Source organism: Nonomuraea sp. 3N208 (assembly GCF_052245935.1).
Lineage (GTDB): Bacteria > Actinomycetota > Actinomycetes > Streptosporangiales > Streptosporangiaceae > Nonomuraea.
This window is the reverse complement of the sequence record NZ_JBQQBR010000007.1, coordinates 152,041-170,861: the sequence shown is the minus strand read 5'-3', so window position 1 is coordinate 170,861 and position 18,821 is coordinate 152,041. Positions and strand designations below refer to the sequence as shown.

20 protein-coding genes are annotated in these 18,821 nt (G+C 68.9%); 11 read left to right on the top strand and 9 right to left on the bottom strand.

Annotated elements, in window-relative coordinates; genetic code table 11:
• The first annotated feature begins 19 nt into the window (after window positions 1-19).
• Window positions 20-1,033: a LacI family DNA-binding transcriptional regulator gene (locus ACTWPT_RS12640; protein ID WP_443177503.1), complete on the top strand. Its 1,014-nt coding sequence runs from the start codon at window positions 20-22 to the stop codon at window positions 1,031-1,033.
• Window positions 1,034-1,061: 28 nt separating this feature from the next.
• Here the strand turns inward: ACTWPT_RS12640 and ACTWPT_RS12635 are convergent, their stop codons facing one another.
• Genes ACTWPT_RS12635 through ACTWPT_RS12625 form a run of 3 tightly spaced genes read right to left on the bottom strand, consistent with a single transcriptional unit; the run spans window position 1,062 to window position 3,805 of the window.
• The gene (locus ACTWPT_RS12635) at window positions 1,062-1,832 is read right to left on the bottom strand and encodes an SDR family NAD(P)-dependent oxidoreductase (RefSeq protein WP_443177502.1); all 771 of its coding nucleotides are present in this window, start codon (window positions 1,830-1,832) and stop codon (window positions 1,062-1,064) included.
• 5 nt (window positions 1,833-1,837) lie between these two features.
• Entirely contained in the window at window positions 1,838-2,707 is an 870-nt protein-coding gene (locus ACTWPT_RS12630; protein ID WP_443177501.1) for a dihydrodipicolinate synthase family protein, read from the bottom strand.
• Window positions 2,708-3,805, bottom strand: coding sequence for a mandelate racemase/muconate lactonizing enzyme family protein (locus tag ACTWPT_RS12625; protein ID WP_443177500.1), 1,098 nt, complete (start codon window positions 3,803-3,805; stop codon window positions 2,708-2,710).
• Between the two features lie 113 nt (window positions 3,806-3,918).
• Here ACTWPT_RS12625 and ACTWPT_RS12620 point away from each other — a divergent pair, with 113 nt between their 5' ends.
• From ACTWPT_RS12620 to ACTWPT_RS12600, 5 genes are all read left to right on the top strand, one after another.
• On the top strand, window positions 3,919-4,710 hold the full coding sequence (locus ACTWPT_RS12620; protein WP_443177499.1) for an IclR family transcriptional regulator: 792 nt from the start codon (window positions 3,919-3,921) through the stop codon (window positions 4,708-4,710).
• Window positions 4,707-5,561 carry a carbohydrate ABC transporter permease gene (locus tag ACTWPT_RS12615; protein WP_443177498.1) on the top strand — a complete coding sequence of 285 codons (855 nt, stop codon included), beginning with the start codon at window positions 4,707-4,709 and terminating at the stop codon, window positions 5,559-5,561. Before ACTWPT_RS12620 ends, ACTWPT_RS12615 begins: the two co-directional genes overlap by 4 nt.
• Window positions 5,558-6,451, top strand: coding sequence for a carbohydrate ABC transporter permease (locus ACTWPT_RS12610; RefSeq protein ID WP_443177497.1), 894 nt, complete (start codon window positions 5,558-5,560; stop codon window positions 6,449-6,451). Before ACTWPT_RS12615 ends, ACTWPT_RS12610 begins: the two co-directional genes overlap by 4 nt.
• Window positions 6,452-6,472: 21 nt before the next feature.
• A complete protein-coding gene (locus ACTWPT_RS12605; protein ID WP_443177496.1) occupies window positions 6,473-7,762 on the top strand; it encodes an ABC transporter substrate-binding protein in 1,290 nt (429 codons plus the stop codon).
• A gap of 92 nt (window positions 7,763-7,854) precedes the next feature.
• Complete coding sequence (locus ACTWPT_RS12600; RefSeq protein ID WP_443177495.1) at window positions 7,855-9,021, top strand: family 16 glycosylhydrolase; 1,167 nt, start codon at window positions 7,855-7,857, stop codon at window positions 9,019-9,021.
• Window positions 9,022-9,063: 42 nt separating this feature from the next.
• Here the strand turns inward: ACTWPT_RS12600 and ACTWPT_RS12595 are convergent, their stop codons facing one another.
• The gene (locus ACTWPT_RS12595) at window positions 9,064-9,555 is read right to left on the bottom strand and encodes a hypothetical protein (RefSeq protein WP_443177494.1); all 492 of its coding nucleotides are present in this window, start codon (window positions 9,553-9,555) and stop codon (window positions 9,064-9,066) included.
• A gap of 72 nt (window positions 9,556-9,627) precedes the next feature.
• Window positions 9,628-10,038 carry a hypothetical protein gene (locus ACTWPT_RS12590; RefSeq protein WP_443177493.1) on the bottom strand — a complete coding sequence of 137 codons (411 nt, stop codon included), beginning with the start codon at window positions 10,036-10,038 and terminating at the stop codon, window positions 9,628-9,630.
• Between the two features lie 130 nt (window positions 10,039-10,168).
• On the opposite strand from ACTWPT_RS12590, the gene ACTWPT_RS12585 reads away from it, so the two are divergent.
• The gene (locus ACTWPT_RS12585) at window positions 10,169-10,396 is read left to right on the top strand and encodes a hypothetical protein (protein ID WP_443177492.1); all 228 of its coding nucleotides are present in this window, start codon (window positions 10,169-10,171) and stop codon (window positions 10,394-10,396) included.
• A gap of 168 nt (window positions 10,397-10,564) precedes the next feature.
• Here the strand turns inward: ACTWPT_RS12585 and ACTWPT_RS12580 are convergent, their stop codons facing one another.
• The 4 genes from ACTWPT_RS12580 to ACTWPT_RS12565 all read right to left on the bottom strand — a co-directional run bounded on the left by ACTWPT_RS12580 (window position 10,565) and on the right by ACTWPT_RS12565 (window position 14,469).
• Window positions 10,565-11,065 carry a PIN domain-containing protein gene (locus ACTWPT_RS12580; protein ID WP_443177491.1) on the bottom strand — a complete coding sequence of 167 codons (501 nt, stop codon included), beginning with the start codon at window positions 11,063-11,065 and terminating at the stop codon, window positions 10,565-10,567.
• Window positions 11,066-11,067: 2 nt separating this feature from the next.
• The gene (locus tag ACTWPT_RS12575) at window positions 11,068-11,313 is read right to left on the bottom strand and encodes a hypothetical protein (protein ID WP_443177490.1); all 246 of its coding nucleotides are present in this window, start codon (window positions 11,311-11,313) and stop codon (window positions 11,068-11,070) included.
• Window positions 11,314-11,983: 670 nt separating this feature from the next.
• Complete coding sequence (locus ACTWPT_RS12570; protein WP_443177489.1) at window positions 11,984-14,023, bottom strand: molybdopterin cofactor-binding domain-containing protein; 2,040 nt, start codon at window positions 14,021-14,023, stop codon at window positions 11,984-11,986.
• Window positions 14,020-14,469 carry a (2Fe-2S)-binding protein gene (locus ACTWPT_RS12565; protein WP_443177488.1) on the bottom strand — a complete coding sequence of 150 codons (450 nt, stop codon included), beginning with the start codon at window positions 14,467-14,469 and terminating at the stop codon, window positions 14,020-14,022. The genes ACTWPT_RS12570 and ACTWPT_RS12565 overlap by 4 nt, the downstream gene beginning before the upstream one ends.
• A gap of 399 nt (window positions 14,470-14,868) precedes the next feature.
• Between ACTWPT_RS12565 and ACTWPT_RS12560 the strand changes: the two genes are divergently transcribed.
• From ACTWPT_RS12560 to ACTWPT_RS12545, 4 genes are read left to right on the top strand one after another with little or no spacing between them, the layout of a single operon-like run.
• On the top strand, window positions 14,869-15,849 hold the full coding sequence (locus ACTWPT_RS12560; protein WP_443177487.1) for a LacI family DNA-binding transcriptional regulator: 981 nt from the start codon (window positions 14,869-14,871) through the stop codon (window positions 15,847-15,849).
• A 14-nt stretch (window positions 15,850-15,863) separates the two neighbouring features.
• The gene (locus ACTWPT_RS12555) at window positions 15,864-17,132 is read left to right on the top strand and encodes a sugar ABC transporter substrate-binding protein (RefSeq protein WP_305920713.1); all 1,269 of its coding nucleotides are present in this window, start codon (window positions 15,864-15,866) and stop codon (window positions 17,130-17,132) included.
• Window positions 17,129-18,001, top strand: coding sequence for a carbohydrate ABC transporter permease (locus tag ACTWPT_RS12550; protein ID WP_305920712.1), 873 nt, complete (start codon window positions 17,129-17,131; stop codon window positions 17,999-18,001). Before ACTWPT_RS12555 ends, ACTWPT_RS12550 begins: the two co-directional genes overlap by 4 nt.
• Entirely contained in the window at window positions 18,001-18,807 is an 807-nt protein-coding gene (locus tag ACTWPT_RS12545) for a carbohydrate ABC transporter permease (RefSeq protein WP_443177486.1), read from the top strand. The genes ACTWPT_RS12550 and ACTWPT_RS12545 overlap by 1 nt, the downstream gene beginning before the upstream one ends.
• Window positions 18,808-18,821 lie beyond the last annotated feature (14 nt).

The window sequence follows — 18,821 nt, the reverse complement described above, 5'->3', positions numbered from 1 at the left end:
GGCCGGGTAGGGTTTGTCCGTGAAGCGGCCGACGATCGCGGACATCGCCCAGCGGGCGGGGGTTTCCCAGGGCGCCGTGTCCTACGCGCTCAACGGGCGCCCCGGCGTGTCGGAGAGCACGCGAGCGCGGGTGCTGAAGGTCGCCAACGAGTTGGGCTGGCGTCCCAGCGTCGCCGCCCGCGCGCTCACCGGCGCCCGCGCGGGCGTGGTCGGCCTCGTCCTGTCCCGACCGCCGAGCGTTCTCGGTGCCGAGCCGTTCTTCATGGAGCTGTTCAGCGGGATCGAGACGGCGCTGAAGCCGCACGCGTGCGCGCTGATGCTGCAGATGGCCGACGATCAGGACGCCGAGATCGAGGTCTACCGCCGCTGGTGGGCGGAGGGCCGGATCGACGGCGCGATCCTGGTGGAGGTGCACGTCTCCGATCGGCGCCTGCCCGTGGTGGAGCAGATCGGCATGCCGGCCGTGGTGATCGGCGGGCAACCCGGCGTCGGCTCGTTGCCATCGGTGCACTCCGACGAGAGCGCGCCCGTCCACGAGACCGTCGAATACCTCGCCGCGCTGGGCCACCGCAGGATCGGCCGTGTCGCGGGGCTGCCGCATCTGGTGCACACCACCGTGCGAGACGAGGCGTTCATCGCCGCCTGCGCCCGGCTCGGCCTGCCCGAATGCGTCACCCACTACACCGACTACACCGGTGAGGAGGGCGGGCGCGCCACCCGTCGCCTGCTCAGCTCTCCCGACCGGCCGACCGCGATCGTCTTCGACAACGACATCATGGCCGTCGCCGGGTTGTCCGTCGCTCAGGAGATGCGCCTGCGCGTGCCCGACGACCTGTCCCTCGTCGCGTGGGACGACTCGCCGCTGGCGCAGGTCGTCCGCCCGGCGCTCACCGCGGTGCGACGCGACGTCCCCGCGCTGGGGTCGGCCGCCGCTCGCCATCTGCTTTCCCTCATCCACGGTGATCCGGTGCCCGACATCGAGGCCGAACCGGCCAGGCTCACCGCACGGGGCAGCACCGGCCCGCTCGCCTGAGATCCCGGGACCTGCGAAGCGGTGGACTTCACAGGAACCTCGCTCTCAGATCGGGCCGCAGGAAGGCGGCGGGGGAGGCGATGGACAGGCCGCCGTCCACCGGGAGGGTTGCTCCGGTGATGAAGGAGGCCGCAGGTGAGGCCAGGAACGCCACCGCGGCCGCCACCTCCTCCGGCGTTCCGGTGCGGCACAGCGGGTAACCCTCGGCCGCCCGGTCCACGTCCTCACCGCCGATGAGCCCCGGTGAGACGATGTTGGCCCTGATCCCGCTCGGACCGTACTCCACGGCGATCTGCCTGATCAGTGCGTCGAGCCCACCCTTCGCCGCGGAGTAGGCCGGAAGCCCGGGTGCGTGCAGGAACGAGTTCACCGATCCCACGGCGACGATCGCGCCGCCGTTCGTCATGTACGGCACAGCCGCACGGCACAGGTGAAACGCCGCGTCCAGCGTTGAACCGATCGCCTTGCGCCACTGCTCGTCGGACGTCGCCGCCACGGAGGCCACCGGCATCGCCGCCGTCGCCGCCACCAGCACGTCCAGCCTGCCCAGCACCTCCATGGCGGCAGTGACCAGCGTGTTCACCTGGCCGGGTTCAGAGCAGTCGGCCGTCTGGAAGCCGGTGAAGGCTGGGTCGTCACAGGGCTGGAGCCCGACGCCGAAGACCTGATCGCCCTCGTCCGCGAAGGCCCGTGCGATGGCCAGGCCGATGGGCGAGTTGCCCCCGGCGAGCAGCACTCCGCGGCCTCGCCCGGGCCCTGGCCGAGCCCGTGTGCCCGGCTGATCGTCGGCATGGGGCATGCCGCTCACCACCCCAGCACGCGCAGGACGCGGTCGAGCGCGTCGCGGCTGTCCGCATCCAGGGGCTTGGCGGGGAGGCGGACGGTGGCGGAGTCGATGAGGCCGCGGCGGACCAGCACCTCCTTGTGCACCGCCCAGGCGATGCCCGGCTGCATGCCGAAGCGGATCAGCGGGAGCAGCCGGGTGAAGGACACCGCGGCGTCGTGGGAGCGCCAGTCATGGAGGATGGGGGCGAGAAGATCGGTGAACTCGCAGGCCGGCATGGTGCCGATCGCGCCGCGCGCGTATTCCTCGAGGCAGAACAGCGCGTTCTGGCCACCGAACACCGCGAAGGACGAGGCGACCTTGGCCGCCACCGCACCCACTTTGGGGGCTGTCGGCGGGGCTTCCACCTTGACCGAGGTGACCCCGTCCAGCTTGCTCAGCTCCACGATCAGCGACTCGGGCATGCTCACGCCGGTGGCGCCGGGAGCGTCCTGCACCATGATGTCCACCTGGCACCGGGCGGCGATCTCCCCGTAGAAGTCGATCAGCTGGCCGCCGGACGGCTTGACCAGATAGGGCGGCAGCACCATCAAGGCGTCGGCCCCGCCGTCCACCGCGGCCAGGGACTGTTCCAGCGACGTGGCCGTGCTGGTGGAGCCGACGCCGGCCACCACGGGAGCGTCCTGCACCACCTCGCGCACCTCGCGGAGGATGCGCGCCCGTTCCGTGGCGGTCAGGGCGAAGCCCTCGCTGGCCATGCCGAACACGGCGACGCCGTCGGCGCCCGACGCGAGCTGCCATTCGGCCAGCCGCCGCAGGCTCGGCACATCCAGCTCACCTTCTCGGGTGAACGGCGTGGCCAAGATCGGGATAAGTCCAGACAAGGTCACTTATGACTCCTTCGTGAGAGCGGTAACGACGTCACGATCGACCTCCACACCGAGCCCCGGTCCGGCCGGCAACCGGAATCCAGTTGCATCACCTGCAAGTGGGGTTCGCAGAATCTGGGACGCCACCTCACAGGTGGTCGGCTGGTACTCGAAGCACGCAAGATTCGGCAGTGCCGCGCTGACCTGCAGGCCCGCGGCCAGCGCCACCCCCAGTCCGGTGGAGTGGTGCGGCGCGACCGGCACGTGATGGGCGGCGGCCAGCTCGCCGATCGCCATGAGCTCGGTGATGCCGGTCCTGCCGACATCCGGCTGCGCCAGATGCAGCGCCCGGCGCCCCAGCCAGTCGGCGAACTCGTACCGATTGCGCAGCGTCTCGCCCACCGCGATGGGCAACGCAGCACGCGCGCACAGGTCGCGATGCCCTTCGACGTCCTCCGGTGCCAGTGGGGCTTCCAGGAACAGAACGCCCCGCTCGGCCAGGCCCCGCGCCAGCCGCACGGCCTCGGGCGGCGAATAGACCCAGTGCGCGTCGACCGCTACGCCGAGTCCGGTGGACAGCACCGCGTCCACCGTGGCCAGGTCCTTGTCGACGCCGTAGCCGAGGTGCAGCTTCACCTTCGTCGCGCCCTTCGCCGCCCACTCCTGCGCGAGCTGGACGCGCTCGGCGTCGCTCGGCCGCGGCAGGCCGCTCACATAGACGGGCACCACCTCACGGAACGCCCCGCCCAGCAACTGGGCCACGGGCAGGCCGGTCAGCCTGCCGCACAGATCCCACAGCGCGATGTCCACCGCGGCCAGGGCGTCGGCCTGATGCCCCGTGAGGTGCCCGCGCTCGCGCATGAGCCCGGTCAGCCGATGCCACAGCGGCCGCACCCGCGTGGGATCCTCGCCGATCAGAACCGGCGCCAGCAGCCGCTCCACGACGGCGGCGGGGATCTCGGGTCCCACCGGGGCCAGCGCCTCGCCCCACCCCGTGGTGCCGTCGGCGCAGGTCACGGCCACCAGCAGGGTCTCGAAGCGGGCCGAATAGAGCGACTTCCACGGTGGCCGCACGAAGTAGCGGTCCTCGACGGCAGGGGTGCCCAGGTACGCGTCCACATGGCGGATCTTTATCGGAAAGCAACGCACTTCCGTGATGGACGGGGGTTGACTCCCTTGCAACATGTGCGTAACCATCCCACATATCGCAAAACAATTGCAATGGAGCTAGGTTGGCTTCCGAACAGAGCAGTAATCAGAGCGTAGAACGGGCCGCCGCGGTCCTGCGCGCGTTCCTGTCCGGCCGGCCCGAGCTGCGGGTGTCGGACGTCGCCAAGGCGACCGGGCTCGGCACCTCCACCGCCTCACGGCTGCTGGCCACGCTCGAGCAGCTGGAGTTCGTCGAGCGTGACGAGGTGAGCGGGCTCTACCGGCTCGGCACGGCGCCCATCACCCTCGGCGGCGTCGCGCTGAACCAGCACCCGGTGCACCGTGAAGCGCGCCAGGTGACGCAGGATCTGGCCGCGACGCTCGGCCTGGGGGTGAACGTGGCGATACGCCGCGGCGACTCGATGTTCTATCTGCTGAACTTCGAGGGCCGGCTGGCGCCGCGGTCCTTCGTGCTGACAGGGCAGCGCAAGCCCTTGTACGCCACCGGCATCGGCAAGTGCCTCCTGCTGGCGTTGACGCCTGAGGAGCGCAGGACACTGCTGCCGTCGATGTACGGGTTCACCTCCCACACGATCAGCACGCATCAGAAGCTGGACGAGGAACTGGCCGCGTGCGCGGCACGGGGCTACGCCACCGAGGTGGAGGAGCTCGCCTTCGGGCGGGCCTGCGTGGCGGCGCCGATCAGGGACCAGACCGGAGGGATCGCCGCGGCCATCTCCATCTCCGGCCCGCTGTCCGCCATCGACCTGCCGGCGCGGGAGGCGGAACTGGCCCGGACAGTGATCGAGACGGCCGACTCGATCAGCATCGCCCTGGGATACGTGGGGCCGATGTACCTGGCAGGCGCGCGATGAGACGGTTGTCCGACGCCCAGTTCGCCTGGTTGCTCATGCTGCCCGGGCTGGCGCTGTTCGGCGCGATCATCGCGTATCCGCTGGTGTCGGCGCTGGTGACGGGGTTCTTCGAGCAGAGTCTGGTGCGGCCCGGGCGGCTGTTCGTGGGCCTGGCGAACTTCGCCGACGTGCTGGGCGGGGACTTCTGGCCGGTGTTCAGGAACACCATGATCTTCACGGTGGGCGCCACCGTGGCCCCCTTCGTGCTGGGCTACGCGCTGGCCCTGGCGTTGAACGCCGGGATTCGCGGCAGCGGCGTCCTCCGCGGGCTCTTCCTCTTCCCCTGGGTCATCCCCGGTGTCGTGGTGTCGTTTCTCTGGCTCTGGATCTTCAACGCGAACTACGGGGTGCTGAACGGCATCCTCGGGACGCACTTCAGCTGGCTCGGGAATCCGGACACGGCCATGCTGGCCGTGATCGTCACCAAGACCTGGGCGAGCTTCCCCTGGATGATGGTCATGCTGCTGGCCGGGCTGCAGACCATGCCGAAGGAACTGCACGAGGCCGCCTCCGTGGACGGCGCCGGCACGATCCGCCGCTTCTGGTCGGTAACGGTGCCGCACATGAAGGGGATCGCCGGGATCGTGTTCCTGCTGGAGTTCATCTGGAACTTCCAGCACTTCGACACCATCTACGTGCTGACCGGCGGCGGACCGGCGGGCGCCACCAAGACCTTCGCGGTGGCCGTCTACGACACCGCCTTCAAGGGCTTCGACCTCGGCCACGCCACCGCCCTGGGCGGGCTCTGGATGCTCCTGCTCCTCATCCTCGTGGCCGTCTACCTGCGCCATGAGAAGGAGGACGCCCGATGACCGTCACCGCCACTCCCTCCCGCACGGCGGCCCTCGTCCGGCCCGTCCGGGCTCGGCGGCGGCCTGACGTGGTCAGATCCAGGGTGGCGGCCTGGGTTGCCGTGGGAGTCATCGGGCTCTTCGGGCTGGCGCCGGTCTACTGGCTGCTCGTCACGGCCTTCACCCCCGACGAGAAGGCGTTCAGCTTCCCGCCGTCCCTGATCCCGACCGAGATCACGCTCGAGCACTTCGTGAACCTGGCGAAGAACGAGAAGCTGTTCGGCTACCTGGTCAACAGTGTCATCGTCTCGCTGATCACAGCGGTTCTGAGCGTGATCGTCTCCGCCTACATGGCCTACGCGTTCTCCAGGTTCAGATACCGCGGACGCACCTCGCTGATGCACCTGGTGCTGGCCTCGCAGATGTTCCCGCAGGCGTTGCTGCTGATCACCCTCTACGCGGTGTTCAGCGCCACCGGCCTGCTGGGCGCCTACACCGCGTTGATCCTCAGCTTCACCACGTTCACGCTCCCGCTGTGCGTGTGGATGCTCAAGGGCATCTTCGACACCGTCCCCAGGTCCCTCATGGAGGCGGCGGCCATCGACGGCGCCTCGCGCTGGAGGACCCTGCACCAGGTCGCACTTCCCCTGTCCGCCCCCGGTCTCGTCGCCGCCGGCCTGTTCGCCTTCGTCCGGGCCTGGAACGACTTCATCTTCGCCCTCACCCTCGCCGACCCCGAGCGGCAGACCCTGCCACCCGGGCTGGTGCACACCTATCTCGGGGAGTTCCAAACCGCCTGGCCAGACCTGATGGCCGCGTCCTTCGTCGTCTCGCTCCCGGTCATCGCCGCGTTCATGTTCCTGCAGCGATACCTGGTCGGCGGGTTGACGGCCGGCGCCGTCAAGGGCTGACCCTCCTAAGAGGAGAAACCGATGCCCCCCATGAACCGCAGGGATGCCCTGCGCCTCCTCGGCCTGTCCACGCTCGGCGTCACGGCCCTGTCCGCCTGCGCCCCAGACGCCACCGGGGGCGGCACGGCCCCGTCTTCGGGTGACGCCGCCGCCAAGACCTTCGGCTTCACCTCCTGGTCGCTGAACGAGGAGGCGCAGAAGGCCGCCGTGCAGGCGATCGTGGACGCCTATGCCTCGGCCCGCAAAGTCACGATCAACACGGCCTCGTTCCCGTACAACGAGTATCTGAACCAGGTCACCCTGAAGATCAGGGGCGGCCAGCTCAGCGGTGCCGTACAGCTCGACGTCGCCTGGCTGGCGGCGCTGGCCTCGCTGGGCAAGCTGCGCGACCTGTCGGCGCACGCGGCGCAGGGCGGCTACACCGAGGTGGCGCTGTCCAGCGGGCAGTTCGGCGGCAAGCAGCTAGGACTGCCGTGGACGACCGGCTCCATCGGCCTGATCGCCAACACTGAGATCCTGGAGAAGGCCGGCGTGTCTGAGCTGCCTGTCACGATCGAGGAGTTCGAGGCGGCGCTGAACAAGGTGGCCAAGCTGGGCGACGGCGTCGTGCCCTACGCGGCGGCCACCAAGGCGGCCCAGCTGAAGGACATCCTGCCGTGGATGAAGACCTTCGGCAGTTCACTGCTGGACGGCGACCAGATCACCGTCGGGGACGACGCGTCGGTGGCGGCCGTCGAGTGGTACAAGAAGCTGTACGACGCCAAGCTCATCGCACCCGACGTGGACCGCTTCGACGCCCGCGCGCTGTTCGCCCAGGGCAAGGCGGCCTTCTACGACGACGCGATCATCGCCCGGGGCGTGGTGGCCGGCCAGTCGCCGGACAAGTCGCTGACCGAGAAGATGAAGCCGCTCGCCCGCCCCGTGCTCAACGCCGGCGGCACGCCGCAGGCGTTGTTGTGGGGCCACGTGATCGTGGTCGTGGAGGGCGAGGGCGCCGACGCCGCGGCCGACTTCGCGAAGTTCGCCACGTCCGACACCGCCACCGTCGCCGGCTTCTTCGAGAAGGTGAAGCTGCCGCCGACCACCACCGCCGGCCTGGCCGACCCCAAGGTGGCCGGCGACGCCTTCACCACCGAATGGACCGAGAAGATCACCAAGACAGCCGCGCCGAACCCGTTCTGGCGCTACGCCGGATACGCCCAGATCGAAACGACCATCGCCGAGCAGGTGCAGGCCGTGCTCGTGGGCCAGGCGTCGGCCAAGGACGCGCTGGCCAAGGCCGCCGAGACCGTCAAGGGCCTGCAGAAATAAGAGAGCCGCCCGGCAGCGGACACGCGCGGAACCGCCATTCCCGCGTCTCCACCGGGCGGACTCCCGTACACCACGTGAGAGGTGTGTTCTCCATGTTCGCACGCATACTGCTCGTTCTCGGATTAACGCTGCTCGCCGTACAGATCCCGGCGACCGCACAGGCGGCCGCGCCGGCCGACTACACGCTGGTGTGGTCGGACGAGTTCAACGGCACGTCCGTCGACACCAGCAAGTGGAACTACCGCACTGACGTGAAGGGCTGGAGCGCCCAGCGGCCCGGCAACGTCACCGTCGGCGACGGACTCATGACCATCCACCTCAAGGAGGAGCCTGAGCCCTATGACGGGATGGCGTACTCAGGTGGCGGCCTCGTCAGCAAGAAGGCCTTCCGCTACGGCTACTACGAGACCAGGGCCAAGACCAATGTCGGTTCCGGCTGGCACACGTCGTTCTGGGCCATGGCCGGTGACGGGAGCAACACCTACCACTCCGGCCGGCGTACCGAGATCGACGGGTTCGAGATGGACTCCCACGTGCCGGGACGCCTGACCCACAACGTGCACGGCTGGAAGCCGGACGGCACCAAGACGACCGTCAGCAGCGGGCACTACAACACCGGGTTCGACACCTCGGCCGCGTTCCACACCTACGGCTTCGAGTGGGCCGAGACCCAGGTGAAGTTCTACGTCGACGGGGTGCTGAAGTACACCGGGAACTACTCACCGACCTGCTGCACCCAGCATGACTTCATCAACGTCTGGCTGACCACCATCGCGATCAACCTGCAGAACAGCCCAGGTGTCGACAGGTCGGCGCTGCCGGGCCAGGTGCAGTTCGACTACTTCCGCTACTACCAGCGCGACGGCTACACCGACAACGAGGGCCCCACGGCCTACCGCTACGCCGAGACCGGCACCTGGACGACCAGCAGCATCCGCGGGCACACGCTGGAGAACACCTCGCGCTACAGCAACGAGCAGGGCGCGTACGCCACCTGGGGCGCGTGGCTGCCTGCCGCCGGCACCTACGACGTCTACATCTACAAGATCGTGTATCCCGGCAGCGACACCGGCTCCAGGATCGACGTCACCCACAGCGGCGGCACCTCGACACAGTCCCTGGACTACACGGCCGGAAGCACAGGCTGGGTCAAGCTCGGCACCTGGTCGTTCGGGGCAGGCGAGAGCGGCTCGGTCAAGCTCACTCGGAGCAACGGCAACGCCCGAGCGGACGCCGTGAAGTTCGTGCGAGTGTCTTGAGGAAGTGAACGGTGTTTCGAGGTCTCGCTCACGACGCGTGCTTCAGCGCCGTGCGCCTCCTGGTAGGACGACGGCCGCCTGGCCGGGGACCTCGAACAACAACCGGCGTCCCGAGGGGGTGATGGACTCCAGCTTCTGCCGTTCCTTGGTCTGGTCCTGAGAGACCTGGATGAAGGCGAAGCCGCCGTCGACCGGCCCGACCGGGAACTGGTCGGCGGCCAGCGGCAGGCGGGCTACGGCCTTGCCCGTGAGGTCGAACTCCAGGACAGTGATCCGGTCGCCGGAGTACTCCAGCGTGAAGACCCGCTCGCCGTGTACCTGGATCGACAACCCCTGGTCCGTGTCGGCGAGAACACCCGCTCCGGACGTCAGGGCCACAGGGCGGCTGGAATGCTCGAGTGTCACGCGCTCGAGTGGCAGCTTGTCGTGCTTACCCTCATCGAGGAGAAGGACGTCACCCGAGGGCAGCAGGCCGATCGGCTCGTGCCCAGGGGGCGCTTGGAGTTCGCTGGTGTGGCCGCTCGGGAGCTCCATTGTCACGTACCTGCCGACGTTTCCGCTGGCGTGGTAGCCGACCAGCAGCCGTTGCGAGTCCGCGGACCACGCTCACGGGCTGTAGGCGCTGTCCGCGTCGCCACCTGCCGGGGGCTGGAGTGTGTGCACCGTGCCGGCCAGGAGGTCCCTTACTTCGTAACCACCGTTGACGGGCCGGCCGAGCCAGCGCCCGTCAGGGGAGAGCGTGATGTTGCCCGGCGGATTGACGGTCCGCTCGCCCAGCAGATCCTGCCGCCCGTCGGTGAGCAGCAGGAACGTGGGGCACTGCCCCTGGCAGGCCGTGTACACCATGGCGCCCCGCCCGACGGCACCGGTGGCGGGAAGCGCCGGCGCCGCGGCGGGCGGCTCCACGACATGCGTCGGGGGCGCCACTGTCGCCACGGCGTCCGGAGGGGCGGGCTGGCGCTGCTGGAAGGCGACTGCGGCGGCGACCACCACGAGGGCGGCCGATCCGGCGATCACCGCCCTGCGGATTCTGCGGACGCGCAGCGTGGCAAGCGCCCTGCCGGCGTCGGCGTAGTCGCGTACGTCCTGGTCGAGCTGGTGATAGGCGGTACCGAGATCGAGGTGAAACCCAGCTGCTCGCGCAGCCGTGCCCGGTGAGAAGGCCCGCCGACACCGGCCGGGTGGCGGCGCGCACGATCAGGAGCTCGGGAACAACGACATCGGTAACGACGAACAGCTGGTTCTCTACCGGAACGCGGCGTTCGCCCGCCGCGCGCTGGCCGGCCTCAAGGCTGCCCTGGCCGACTTCGACCGCGAGGAGAGGGTCGCCAGAGCGATGGCGAGGAAGGTCTGCGAGTTGCCCAGCGTCTGCTGAGTGACCCGGCTACTCACGCTCGATCGCGGCAAGGCGGCACATTTGTCACAGATGAACCCGCTGCCCTGCCGCTCGCAGTGAGCCTGGCGCACCCACCGGAGAAGCGGTTGGTAGGTCGTGGCGACTCCGCGCTGTGACGATCTCGCCAGGACCCCACCTGCCTCGGCTTCAGCGTGACCTGCGGCGGGTTCGTCGCATGCCGTCGACCTTTGCGGCGAACTCGCGCGGTCGGAGAATCGGAGTACCCCGCCAAGGCGACATCGACGTCAGGTCCGTGTCTTCGGAAACGACCAGCAGAGCGCCGACATGCGCAGCCAGGTCAAGGATCCGATTGTCCTCCCAGTCCGCGCAGTCGGACACGACTTGAGGCGGGTCTACGGCATCCCCTCCGCTATGCCGGCTCACCCTGATCAACACGGACACATACTGCTCGATCTTCTCTTCTTCCCAGAAGAGTCCTTTGGCCAGGACGCGAGCGGTGTTCTCCAGGATGTGCGGCGACACCCACAGTGCGAACTCCGCCGCATCGACAATGATGCCGAGACAGTCCGCATACGGGTTCCCGGACGTGGGCGGCGGGGACGGCCATGATCGGAACGGGCTGTTGCCGCCTGCAGCTGCTCCGACCAGGACGTTCACGTCGAAAACCACGGGCACGGGGTCGGCCACGGCTATCCCTTCAATATCCGCCGAGTGATCTCCGGAATGTCTTCCAGCGTCATGCCCTGCTCTCCGAGCCTGCCCTGACCGTAGGCCTGCAGATCCCGCAGCTCCTCGGCCAGCTTCACGGACTTCATGACCCTGATGGTCGCCCGGAGGTAGGCGGACCGATTGCCCTGACCGAAATACTCGACCAGTTCGTCGAGGTCAGCTCGATCCTCGTCGCCTACTGCGAAACCGATTGTCTTAGTCGCCATGCACGACCACCTCCACTTCTGAAGGATAGCATGAGAATTGCATGGCAGATGCAATCTATTGCATTTGGCTAGGGAGTGAACGGTCTGTGGTGGGATGATCGCCCGGGCCCAGGTCGTCGATGGCCGAAGCGGTCCACCAGATCAAGGCATCTTGGAGGGCGCGGGGCTGGTCGGCCAGCCCGGTGGGCGTGGACATCGTTGAGCCGCCGTTCCTGTTCGAAATGCAGTGGCGGGTTCCACCGGTCACTGACAGGCAGAGAGGGGACCGGGGTGTCTCGGACGGACCCTCGGCGATCGAGGATCGATCAGCCCTTGAGGAGCGCACTTATCCTGAGCGCCGGCTGGACTCTCTCCGCCGTCGTCTTGGGCGCAGTGGCGCTGGTCTCCGGCGGCAGCCGATTCAGGAACTTCCCTGGCTGCTGATCGTCGCAGGGCTTGGCTTGCTCACCCTGAGACGTATCCTTCTCGCCATGATCAACGAGGTCGAGAACGCGTCCAGGCGTGATCCACTCTCTCAGAGTTGACCCTTGTGACATGAGGTTGCAGTGCGCCGTGAGGCGCTGGAAACCGGAGGAGGTACAAGACCTCCTCGCAGGGCTGTCGCAGCAGTTCGGTGGGAGCTGAGAGTACGTCACTGCCGCGGGCGTCGCTGAGCCCGGCCGTCCGCGCATCATCCTCGCTCGATGGCGGCGAGGACGGCGTCCCGGGTGAGGGGCAGGTCGCGGACGCGTACGCCGAGCACGTGCGCGACCGCGTTCGCGATGGCCGCCGCCACCGGGCCCTGGGCCGCCTCGCCCGCGCCCACCGACGGCGTGCCTAGGTGCTCGACGAGTTCGACGGACACCTCTGGAGCCTCGCTGAAGCGCAAGATGGGGTAGCTCTCCCAGTCGCCGCTGGTGATCCGGCGCCGGTCGAAGCGCACCCGCTCCTTCAGCGTCCAGCTCGCCGCCTGAGTGGCGCCCCCTTCGATCTGGTTGCGCACCCCGTCGGGGTTGACGACCTGGCCGACGTCCACGGCGATCGTCAGGCGGCGCACCCGTACGTCCTCCTCGGCCTCCACCTCCGCCACGACCGCGCAGTAGGCGCCGGTGCCCTTGTACTTGGCGAACCCGAGCCCGTGGCCGGGCCCGCGCCACCCGGCCGCGTCCGCCGCCCGCCGCAGCACCTCCCGGCCTCGTTCGTCGCTCAGGTGGGCCAGCCGGTACGCCAGCGGGTCCATGCCCGCGGCCTCGGCCAGCTCGTCCATGAACGACTCGATCGCGAACACGTTCATGAACGCTCCCAGCGAGCGCAGGGCAGACGAACGGATCGGCGTGCGCAGGACCCGGTGGCCGGTGATCCGCTGACTCGGGAAGTCGTAGATCGGCACTGCGTTGCGTGTCATCCCCGACCCGGACGCGGGCGACGGGTCGACGGCCGGCGGATACGTCCAGGCGCGTTCCAGATGGGCTCCGGCCAGCAGGCCCGGAGAGCCCTGGTAGCCGGGACGGGAGGTGTGGCCCTGGCTCCATACGTCGTACTCCCAGGAACGCACCAGGCCTTCGGCGTCCACGGTCGCCGTAACGTCGACCGACATGGCGGAGCCGAACGGCGCCCACGTCAGCTCGTCCTGCCTGCTCCAACGCACCTGGACCGGCCTGCCAGGGGCGGCGCGGGCCAGGAGTGCGGCGTCGAGCGCCACGTCGTCGGCGGCGTTGTGCCCGTAACAGCCGGCCCCTTCGACGTGGCGCACCTCGACCCGGTCCGCGGGCAGGTGCAGGACCTGGGCGAGCGCTGCCCGCAGCGGGTAGACGCCCTGGGTGTGGCTCCAGACCTTCAGCGTGCCGTCGGCGTACCAGCGGGCGGCGGCGCAACTCGGGGCGATGGAGGCGTGCGCGATGAAGGGACGGTTGTAGGTCGCCCGATGCACGGCCCCGGCAGGCGGCTCGCCGACTCCGGTCCGCGTGGTGAGCACGTCGAGGGTCTCGTGCGGGCCCGCGCGCAGGAAACCTGGCAGGTCGCGCTCGTCGGGCAGCGTGTCGTGCTCTTCCCACGTGGCCGCGGCGCGTAGCCGGGCCAGCGCCCGGTCGGCCTCCGGCTCACCCTCGGCCAGCACGCCGAGGAACGAGCCGTCGCGTACGAGGCGTACGTCATCGTCCAGCGCAGCCAGGCCGGCGAGCCGCGCACCTGGGGAGGGCGGGCGCAGGATCCGACCGTAGAGCTGGCCGGGCAGGCGAAGGTCGTGCGCGAACCGTGGGCGCCCGGTCACCTTGTCGGGGAGATCGATCCTCGGCACGCTGACGCCCACGAAGACGGACGGCTCCGGATGAGTGGCGCCTGTGGCCGGTGGCGTGGCCGTCTCCAGGTCGACCGCCTTGGCCAGGTCGGCATAGGTCGTGGTGAGCTCGCCACACCTGAACACGCCCCGCCGTACCGTCACTTCCTCGGGCGGGACACCCCAGCGGCGGGCCGCCTCGGCGGTGCAGGCGGCGCGCACGCGGGCGCACGCCTCGCGCAGAGCCGGGCCAGAGCGGGCGATCGACAGGCTCCCCGCCGTGAACCCCTCGTCGGGCCCGTCACCGGTACGGGCCGCCAACACCTGGACTTGCGCCAGGTCGGCGCCCAGCGCGTCGGCGGCGATCTGGGCCAGTGCGGTCAGCACCCCCTGGCCGAACTCCACCTTCCCGGCCACGATCGAAATGACCCCGTCCGCCTGCACCGTGACACTCATTCGGCCGCCTTCAGCACCGCGCGGACGATGCGGCGTTGCACGCCACAGCGGCACAGGTTGTCCTCCAGGGCCCGCACCACGGCCTCCTCGCTCGGGCGGGGATCCGACGCCAGCAGTGCGGCGGCGCTGACGATCATCCCCGACAGGCAGTAAGCGCACTGCCCGGCCTGCTCCTCCAGGATCGCCCGCTGTACCGGATGCAGCTCGTCGCCCGGCGCCAGCCCTTCGACCGTCACCACCTCACGACCTCCGGCGGCCGACAACGGCGTGTCGCACGAGGCCGTCACCCGCTCGTCCAGCAGCACGAAGCACGCCCCGCACATGCCCGCTCCGCACCCGAATCGCGTCCCGACCAGGCCCAGCTCCCCGCGCAGCACGTCCAGCAGCGGCGTGCCGGGATCGGCGGCGACCTCCACGGCAGCCCCGTTGACGGTCAACCGGGTCATGCGAACACCTCGGGATGCTGGGAGAGCCATGAACGCCTTCTCCCTGGATAAGACACAAGCTCAAACTGCATGCCCCACGGAGCGAGGAAGTACACCCAGCGCCTGTCGGGCGACCACCGCCCGATCGACGGCACGGTGGCCGCCGCCTGGATGCGGATGTTTCCCCGACCTGCTCGCCGACCCTGTGCGGATCCTCAAATGACGGGTTGATCCGTAGTGAGGAGAAGGAGTACGGTCGTGGTACTCCGGCGATGTTAATCGTTTAACAGCACAGCGATGCTGATCGGCCGACCCCGAGCCGCCCCGATCACTCCAGCGAGATGAGGAGAAGAGAATTACCTTGTATTCCTGTCGGAAATGCTATGTTATTCGACTAGCATGAGACCTACCGCACGACAAGTGGCCGAACTCGCGAACGTGTCCGTCGCGACCGTCTCCTACGTGCTCAGCGGCCGGGACCGCCCGGTCGCCGCCGAGACGAGGCAGCGGGTGCTGGACGCCGCCAGGCAGCTCGGCTACACCCCCAACCAGGCCGCGAGGAGCCTGCGCAAGCGCCGCACCCAGCGGGTCTGCCTGGTGCTGAGCTCCATCGGCGGCGTGCCGAGCGACGAGCGCCTCGCCAGGGACCTGCACGAGATGGCCGACGCCCGCGGCTACTCCGTCATCACCCTGGCCGTCTACTCCGAGGCCCGCGCGAACGCGGCGATCGACGTGCTGCGCGGCGGGATCGCCGACGGCGCGCTGATCAACGTGGTCGGCGACCACCTCACGCACGACCTGCTCAGCGGGCTCGCCGCCACCGGCCTGCCGATGGTGGTGCTGAGCAACGAGAGCGGCCTCGAGGGCTGCGACGTCATCCGTACGCCGGAGACCGAGGCCTGCGCAGAGGCCGTCGAGCATCTGCTGGCGCAGGGCAGGCGGCGCATCGCGTTCCTGGCGCACCGCCACGAGCTCTACCGGGACCGGCCGGTCGGCAGGCTGCTCGGCTACACCACGGCGCTCGACCGCCACGGCGTGACGGAACGCATCATCACCTCGGGCGCGGACGACCGAGTGGCGGCGTACCAGACCGCCACCGAGCTCCTGCGCTCTCCCGACCGCCCCGACGCGATCTTCGCGGCCTCCGACCGGGCCGCGATCAGCGCAATCTCGGCGGCGAGAGACGCCGGGCTGAGCGTGCCCGGCGACGTCGCGATCGTCGGCGCCGGCAACATCGACGAGGGTCTCATCACCAACCCGCAGCTCAGCACCGTCGGCCCGCTCAGGCACGACTACACCGACGTCGTGCGACTGCTGTTCGACCGCCTCCAGGCCGAGGAGGCTCCGCCCGCCCGCGAGATCGTCCGCTCCTGGACCTTCCTGCGGCGGGGCTCTTCCTAGAAGGGAAATGCGAGATGTCCCCCACTCTCTCCCGCCGTGACATGCTCCGCCTGGCCGGGGCGGCCGCCGCCGTGCCCGTCCTGTCGTCCTGCGCGGGCGCGCCGACCGCGCAGAACACCGCCGCGCCCGGCACGTTCACGGTCTACTGGAACGCCGGCCACGACTACCAGGCCTACCGCAAGGTGATCGCCGAGTTCGAGCAGGCCAACAAGGTCAAGGTCAACCTGCAGAAGTATCAGTGGCCGGACCTGCGTACCAGGCTGCTGGCCGACTTCGCCTCGGGGACCGTGCCGGACCTGGTGGAGGAGCCGGGCGGGTGGGTGCAGGAGTTCGCCATCTCCGGCAACGCCCGCTCGCTGCAGGACTTCGTGGACCGTGACGGCCAGGCGATGGGCTTCCCCTCCGACTGGCAGCCGGTGACCGTTGAGCGCAACTCGTACCAGGGCAAGGTGTACGGGGTGCAGCTGCACTTCACCTGCAACACGCTTCTGTACAACAAGGCCATGCTGCGGGACGCCGGGGTGGAGGTGCCCACCACCTGGGAGGAGTTCCTGGCCGCCGCCCAGAAGCTCACCAAAGACGGCGTGTACGGCGTCGCGCTCAACCAGGACTACACCTACGTGTGGCCGTGGCTGAACCAGGCCGGCGTCACCCCCTACGACCCGCAGACCGGCAAGGTCATGACGCCGATGGAGGACGCGGTCGCCGCCCTGCAGTTCCAGGCCGACCTCGTCCACAAGCACAAGGTGGCGCCCGTGCCGGTGTCGAGCACGGACTACTCGGGACCGCAGAAGCTGTTCTCGGCCAAGCGCGCCGCGATGATCCTCACCGGCCCGTGGGACCTCGACCCCATCAGGAAGACCAGTCCCGACATCGAGCTGGGCGTCGCTCCGCCGCTGAAGAACAAGGTCCAGGCCACCCAGGCGGCCGGCGTCAGCATGTTCGTGCCGGCCAAGGCCACCCGGCCCGAGCTGTCGTGGGACTTCATCAAGCGCATCACCGCCATCGAGGTCGAGCAGGCCGCCACCAAGGAGACCGGCATGCTCATGCCGCGCGTCTCCTGGACGGAACTGCCCGAAGTGCAGTCGAACGAGGTCATCAAGGTCTTCGCCGACGCACTGCCCACCGCCAAGGACAACGGCCAGAAGGTGCGGCTCACCGGGCAGCTGGGCAAGTGGGAGGAGCAGCTCAAGGTCATGTACCAGCAGGTGCTCATCCAGAACAAGCCGGCCGCCGAGGTCCTGGCCACATTCGCCCAGAGCGCGGAGGGCTTCCTCAAGTGAGACCCCGCACCCTGGCGGGCCGCTACGCCAGGACCGCCTACCTGTTCCTCCTCCCGGCGATCCTGTTCTTCGCGGCCTTCTTCTACCTGCCGATCGGGAACGTGGTGGCCACCAGCTTCCGCACCGGTCCGCAGGCCGACCAGTGGACCGGGCTCGGCAACTACACCCAGGCGCTGGCCGACCCGGCGGTGCGGCACTCGTTCCTGATCACGGTGGCGTTCTCGGTGCTGGTGGTGATCGGGTCGATCGTGCTCGGGCTGGCCCTGGCCCTCGCTCTGGACCAGCCGCTCAAGGGGCGGGTGGTCTTCCGGGTGCTGCTGCTGGTGCCGTACCTGACGTCGGTGGCGATCGTCGGGCTGCTGTGGCGCAACATCCTGGACCCCGAGCTGGGCGTGCTCAACCGGATGCTGGGCGCGGCCGGGCTGCCCGAGCAGCAGTGGCTCAACACCGCGCCGCTGCTCACGATCGCCGCCGTCACGTTGTGGCAGAACGTGGGCTACACGATGGTGTTGTTCCTGGCCGGGCTGCAGGGCATCCCCGAGACCTACCACGAGGCCGCCAAGATCGACGGGGCGGACGCCTGGCACCGCTTCTGGCGGATCACACTGCCGCTGCTGGCGCCGACGACGTTGTTCGTGTCGGTGATGGCGGTGATCTCGGGGCTGCAGGCGTTCGGGCAGGCGTACATCATCACCAACGGCGGTCCTGGCGACGCCACGGACCTGTCCGTCTTCCACATCTTCAACGTCGCCTTCCGCGCCAGGGACTTCGGCTACTCCTCGGCGCAGTCGGTGCTGCTGCTGATCGTGATTGTCGCGTTCACGCTGGTGCAGCTGCGTGCCGGGCGGCGCGGGGAGGTCACCTACTGATGCGCAAAGCCCTGCTCTACACGCTGCTCGTGCTGGCCTCCGTCATCACGATCGTGCCGCTGCTCTACATGCTCTCGCTGTCGCTGCAGACCGAGACCGAGACGTTGTCGGCGGACGCGGTGCTGGTGCCGGACTCGCCCCAGTGGGGCAACTACGCGGAACTGTTCACCCGCGCGCCGGTCGGCAACTTCATCGTCAACAGCCTCGTCGTGGCGGGCGCCATCACGATGGCCCACCTGGTGTTCGACCCGCTCGTCGGGTACGTGTTCGCCAAGTTCCGCTTCCCGCTGCGCAACACGTTGTTCGTGGCGCTGCTGGCCACGCTGATGGTGCCGTTCTTCGTGCGGATGATCCCGCTGTACGTGCTGATGGCCAACATGGGCTGGCTGAACACGTACCAAGGGCTGATCACGCCGTTCCTCATGGACGCGTTCGGCATCTTCCTCATGCGGCAGTTCATCCAGCCCATCCCCGACGACCTGATCAGCGCGGCCCGCATCGACGGCGCCTCGGAGCTGCGCATCTACCGGAGCGTCATCCTGCCGCAGACGCGGCCCGCCCTGGCCGTGCTGGGGTTGTTCACCTTCGTCTTCCAGTGGAACGAGTTCCTCTGGCCGCTGGTCGCCACCACGACGCCCGAGATGCGTACCATCCCGGTCGGGCTCACCCTGTTCAACCAGGAGTACTTCACGCTGTGGCACCTGACGGCGGCCGGCTCGGTGATTCTCTTCGTCCCCACGGCCGTCCTGTTCCTCTTCACCCAGCGATACTTCGTGCGTGGCATCGCGCTGACCGGCCTTCGTTAGTTAGGAGTCGTTTT

What these genes read in the sequence shown, in the direction of transcription:
- ACTWPT_RS12605 (WP_443177496.1), top strand. Translation starts at nt 6,473, where the DNA reads ATGCCCCCCATGAACCGCAGGGATGCCCTGCGCCTCCTCGGCCTGTCC.
- ACTWPT_RS12615 (WP_443177498.1), top strand. Translation starts at nt 4,707, where the DNA reads ATGAGACGGTTGTCCGACGCCCAGTTCGCCTGGTTGCTCATGCTGCCC.
- ACTWPT_RS12555 (WP_305920713.1), top strand. Translation starts at nt 15,864, where the DNA reads ATGTCCCCCACTCTCTCCCGCCGTGACATGCTCCGCCTGGCCGGGGCG.
- ACTWPT_RS12575 (WP_443177490.1), bottom strand. Translation starts at nt 11,313, where the DNA reads ATGGCGACTAAGACAATCGGTTTCGCAGTAGGCGACGAGGATCGAGCT.
- ACTWPT_RS12545 (WP_443177486.1), top strand. Translation starts at nt 18,001, where the DNA reads ATGCGCAAAGCCCTGCTCTACACGCTGCTCGTGCTGGCCTCCGTCATC.
- ACTWPT_RS12600 (WP_443177495.1), top strand. Translation starts at nt 7,855, where the DNA reads ATGTTCGCACGCATACTGCTCGTTCTCGGATTAACGCTGCTCGCCGTA.
- ACTWPT_RS12570 (WP_443177489.1), bottom strand. Translation starts at nt 14,023, where the DNA reads ATGAGTGTCACGGTGCAGGCGGACGGGGTCATTTCGATCGTGGCCGGG.
- ACTWPT_RS12635 (WP_443177502.1), bottom strand. Translation starts at nt 1,832, where the DNA reads ATGCCCCATGCCGACGATCAGCCGGGCACACGGGCTCGGCCAGGGCCC.
- ACTWPT_RS12595 (WP_443177494.1), bottom strand. Translation starts at nt 9,555, where the DNA reads ATGGAGCTCCCGAGCGGCCACACCAGCGAACTCCAAGCGCCCCCTGGG.
- ACTWPT_RS12610 (WP_443177497.1), top strand. Translation starts at nt 5,558, where the DNA reads ATGACCGTCACCGCCACTCCCTCCCGCACGGCGGCCCTCGTCCGGCCC.
- ACTWPT_RS12565 (WP_443177488.1), bottom strand. Translation starts at nt 14,469, where the DNA reads ATGACCCGGTTGACCGTCAACGGGGCTGCCGTGGAGGTCGCCGCCGAT.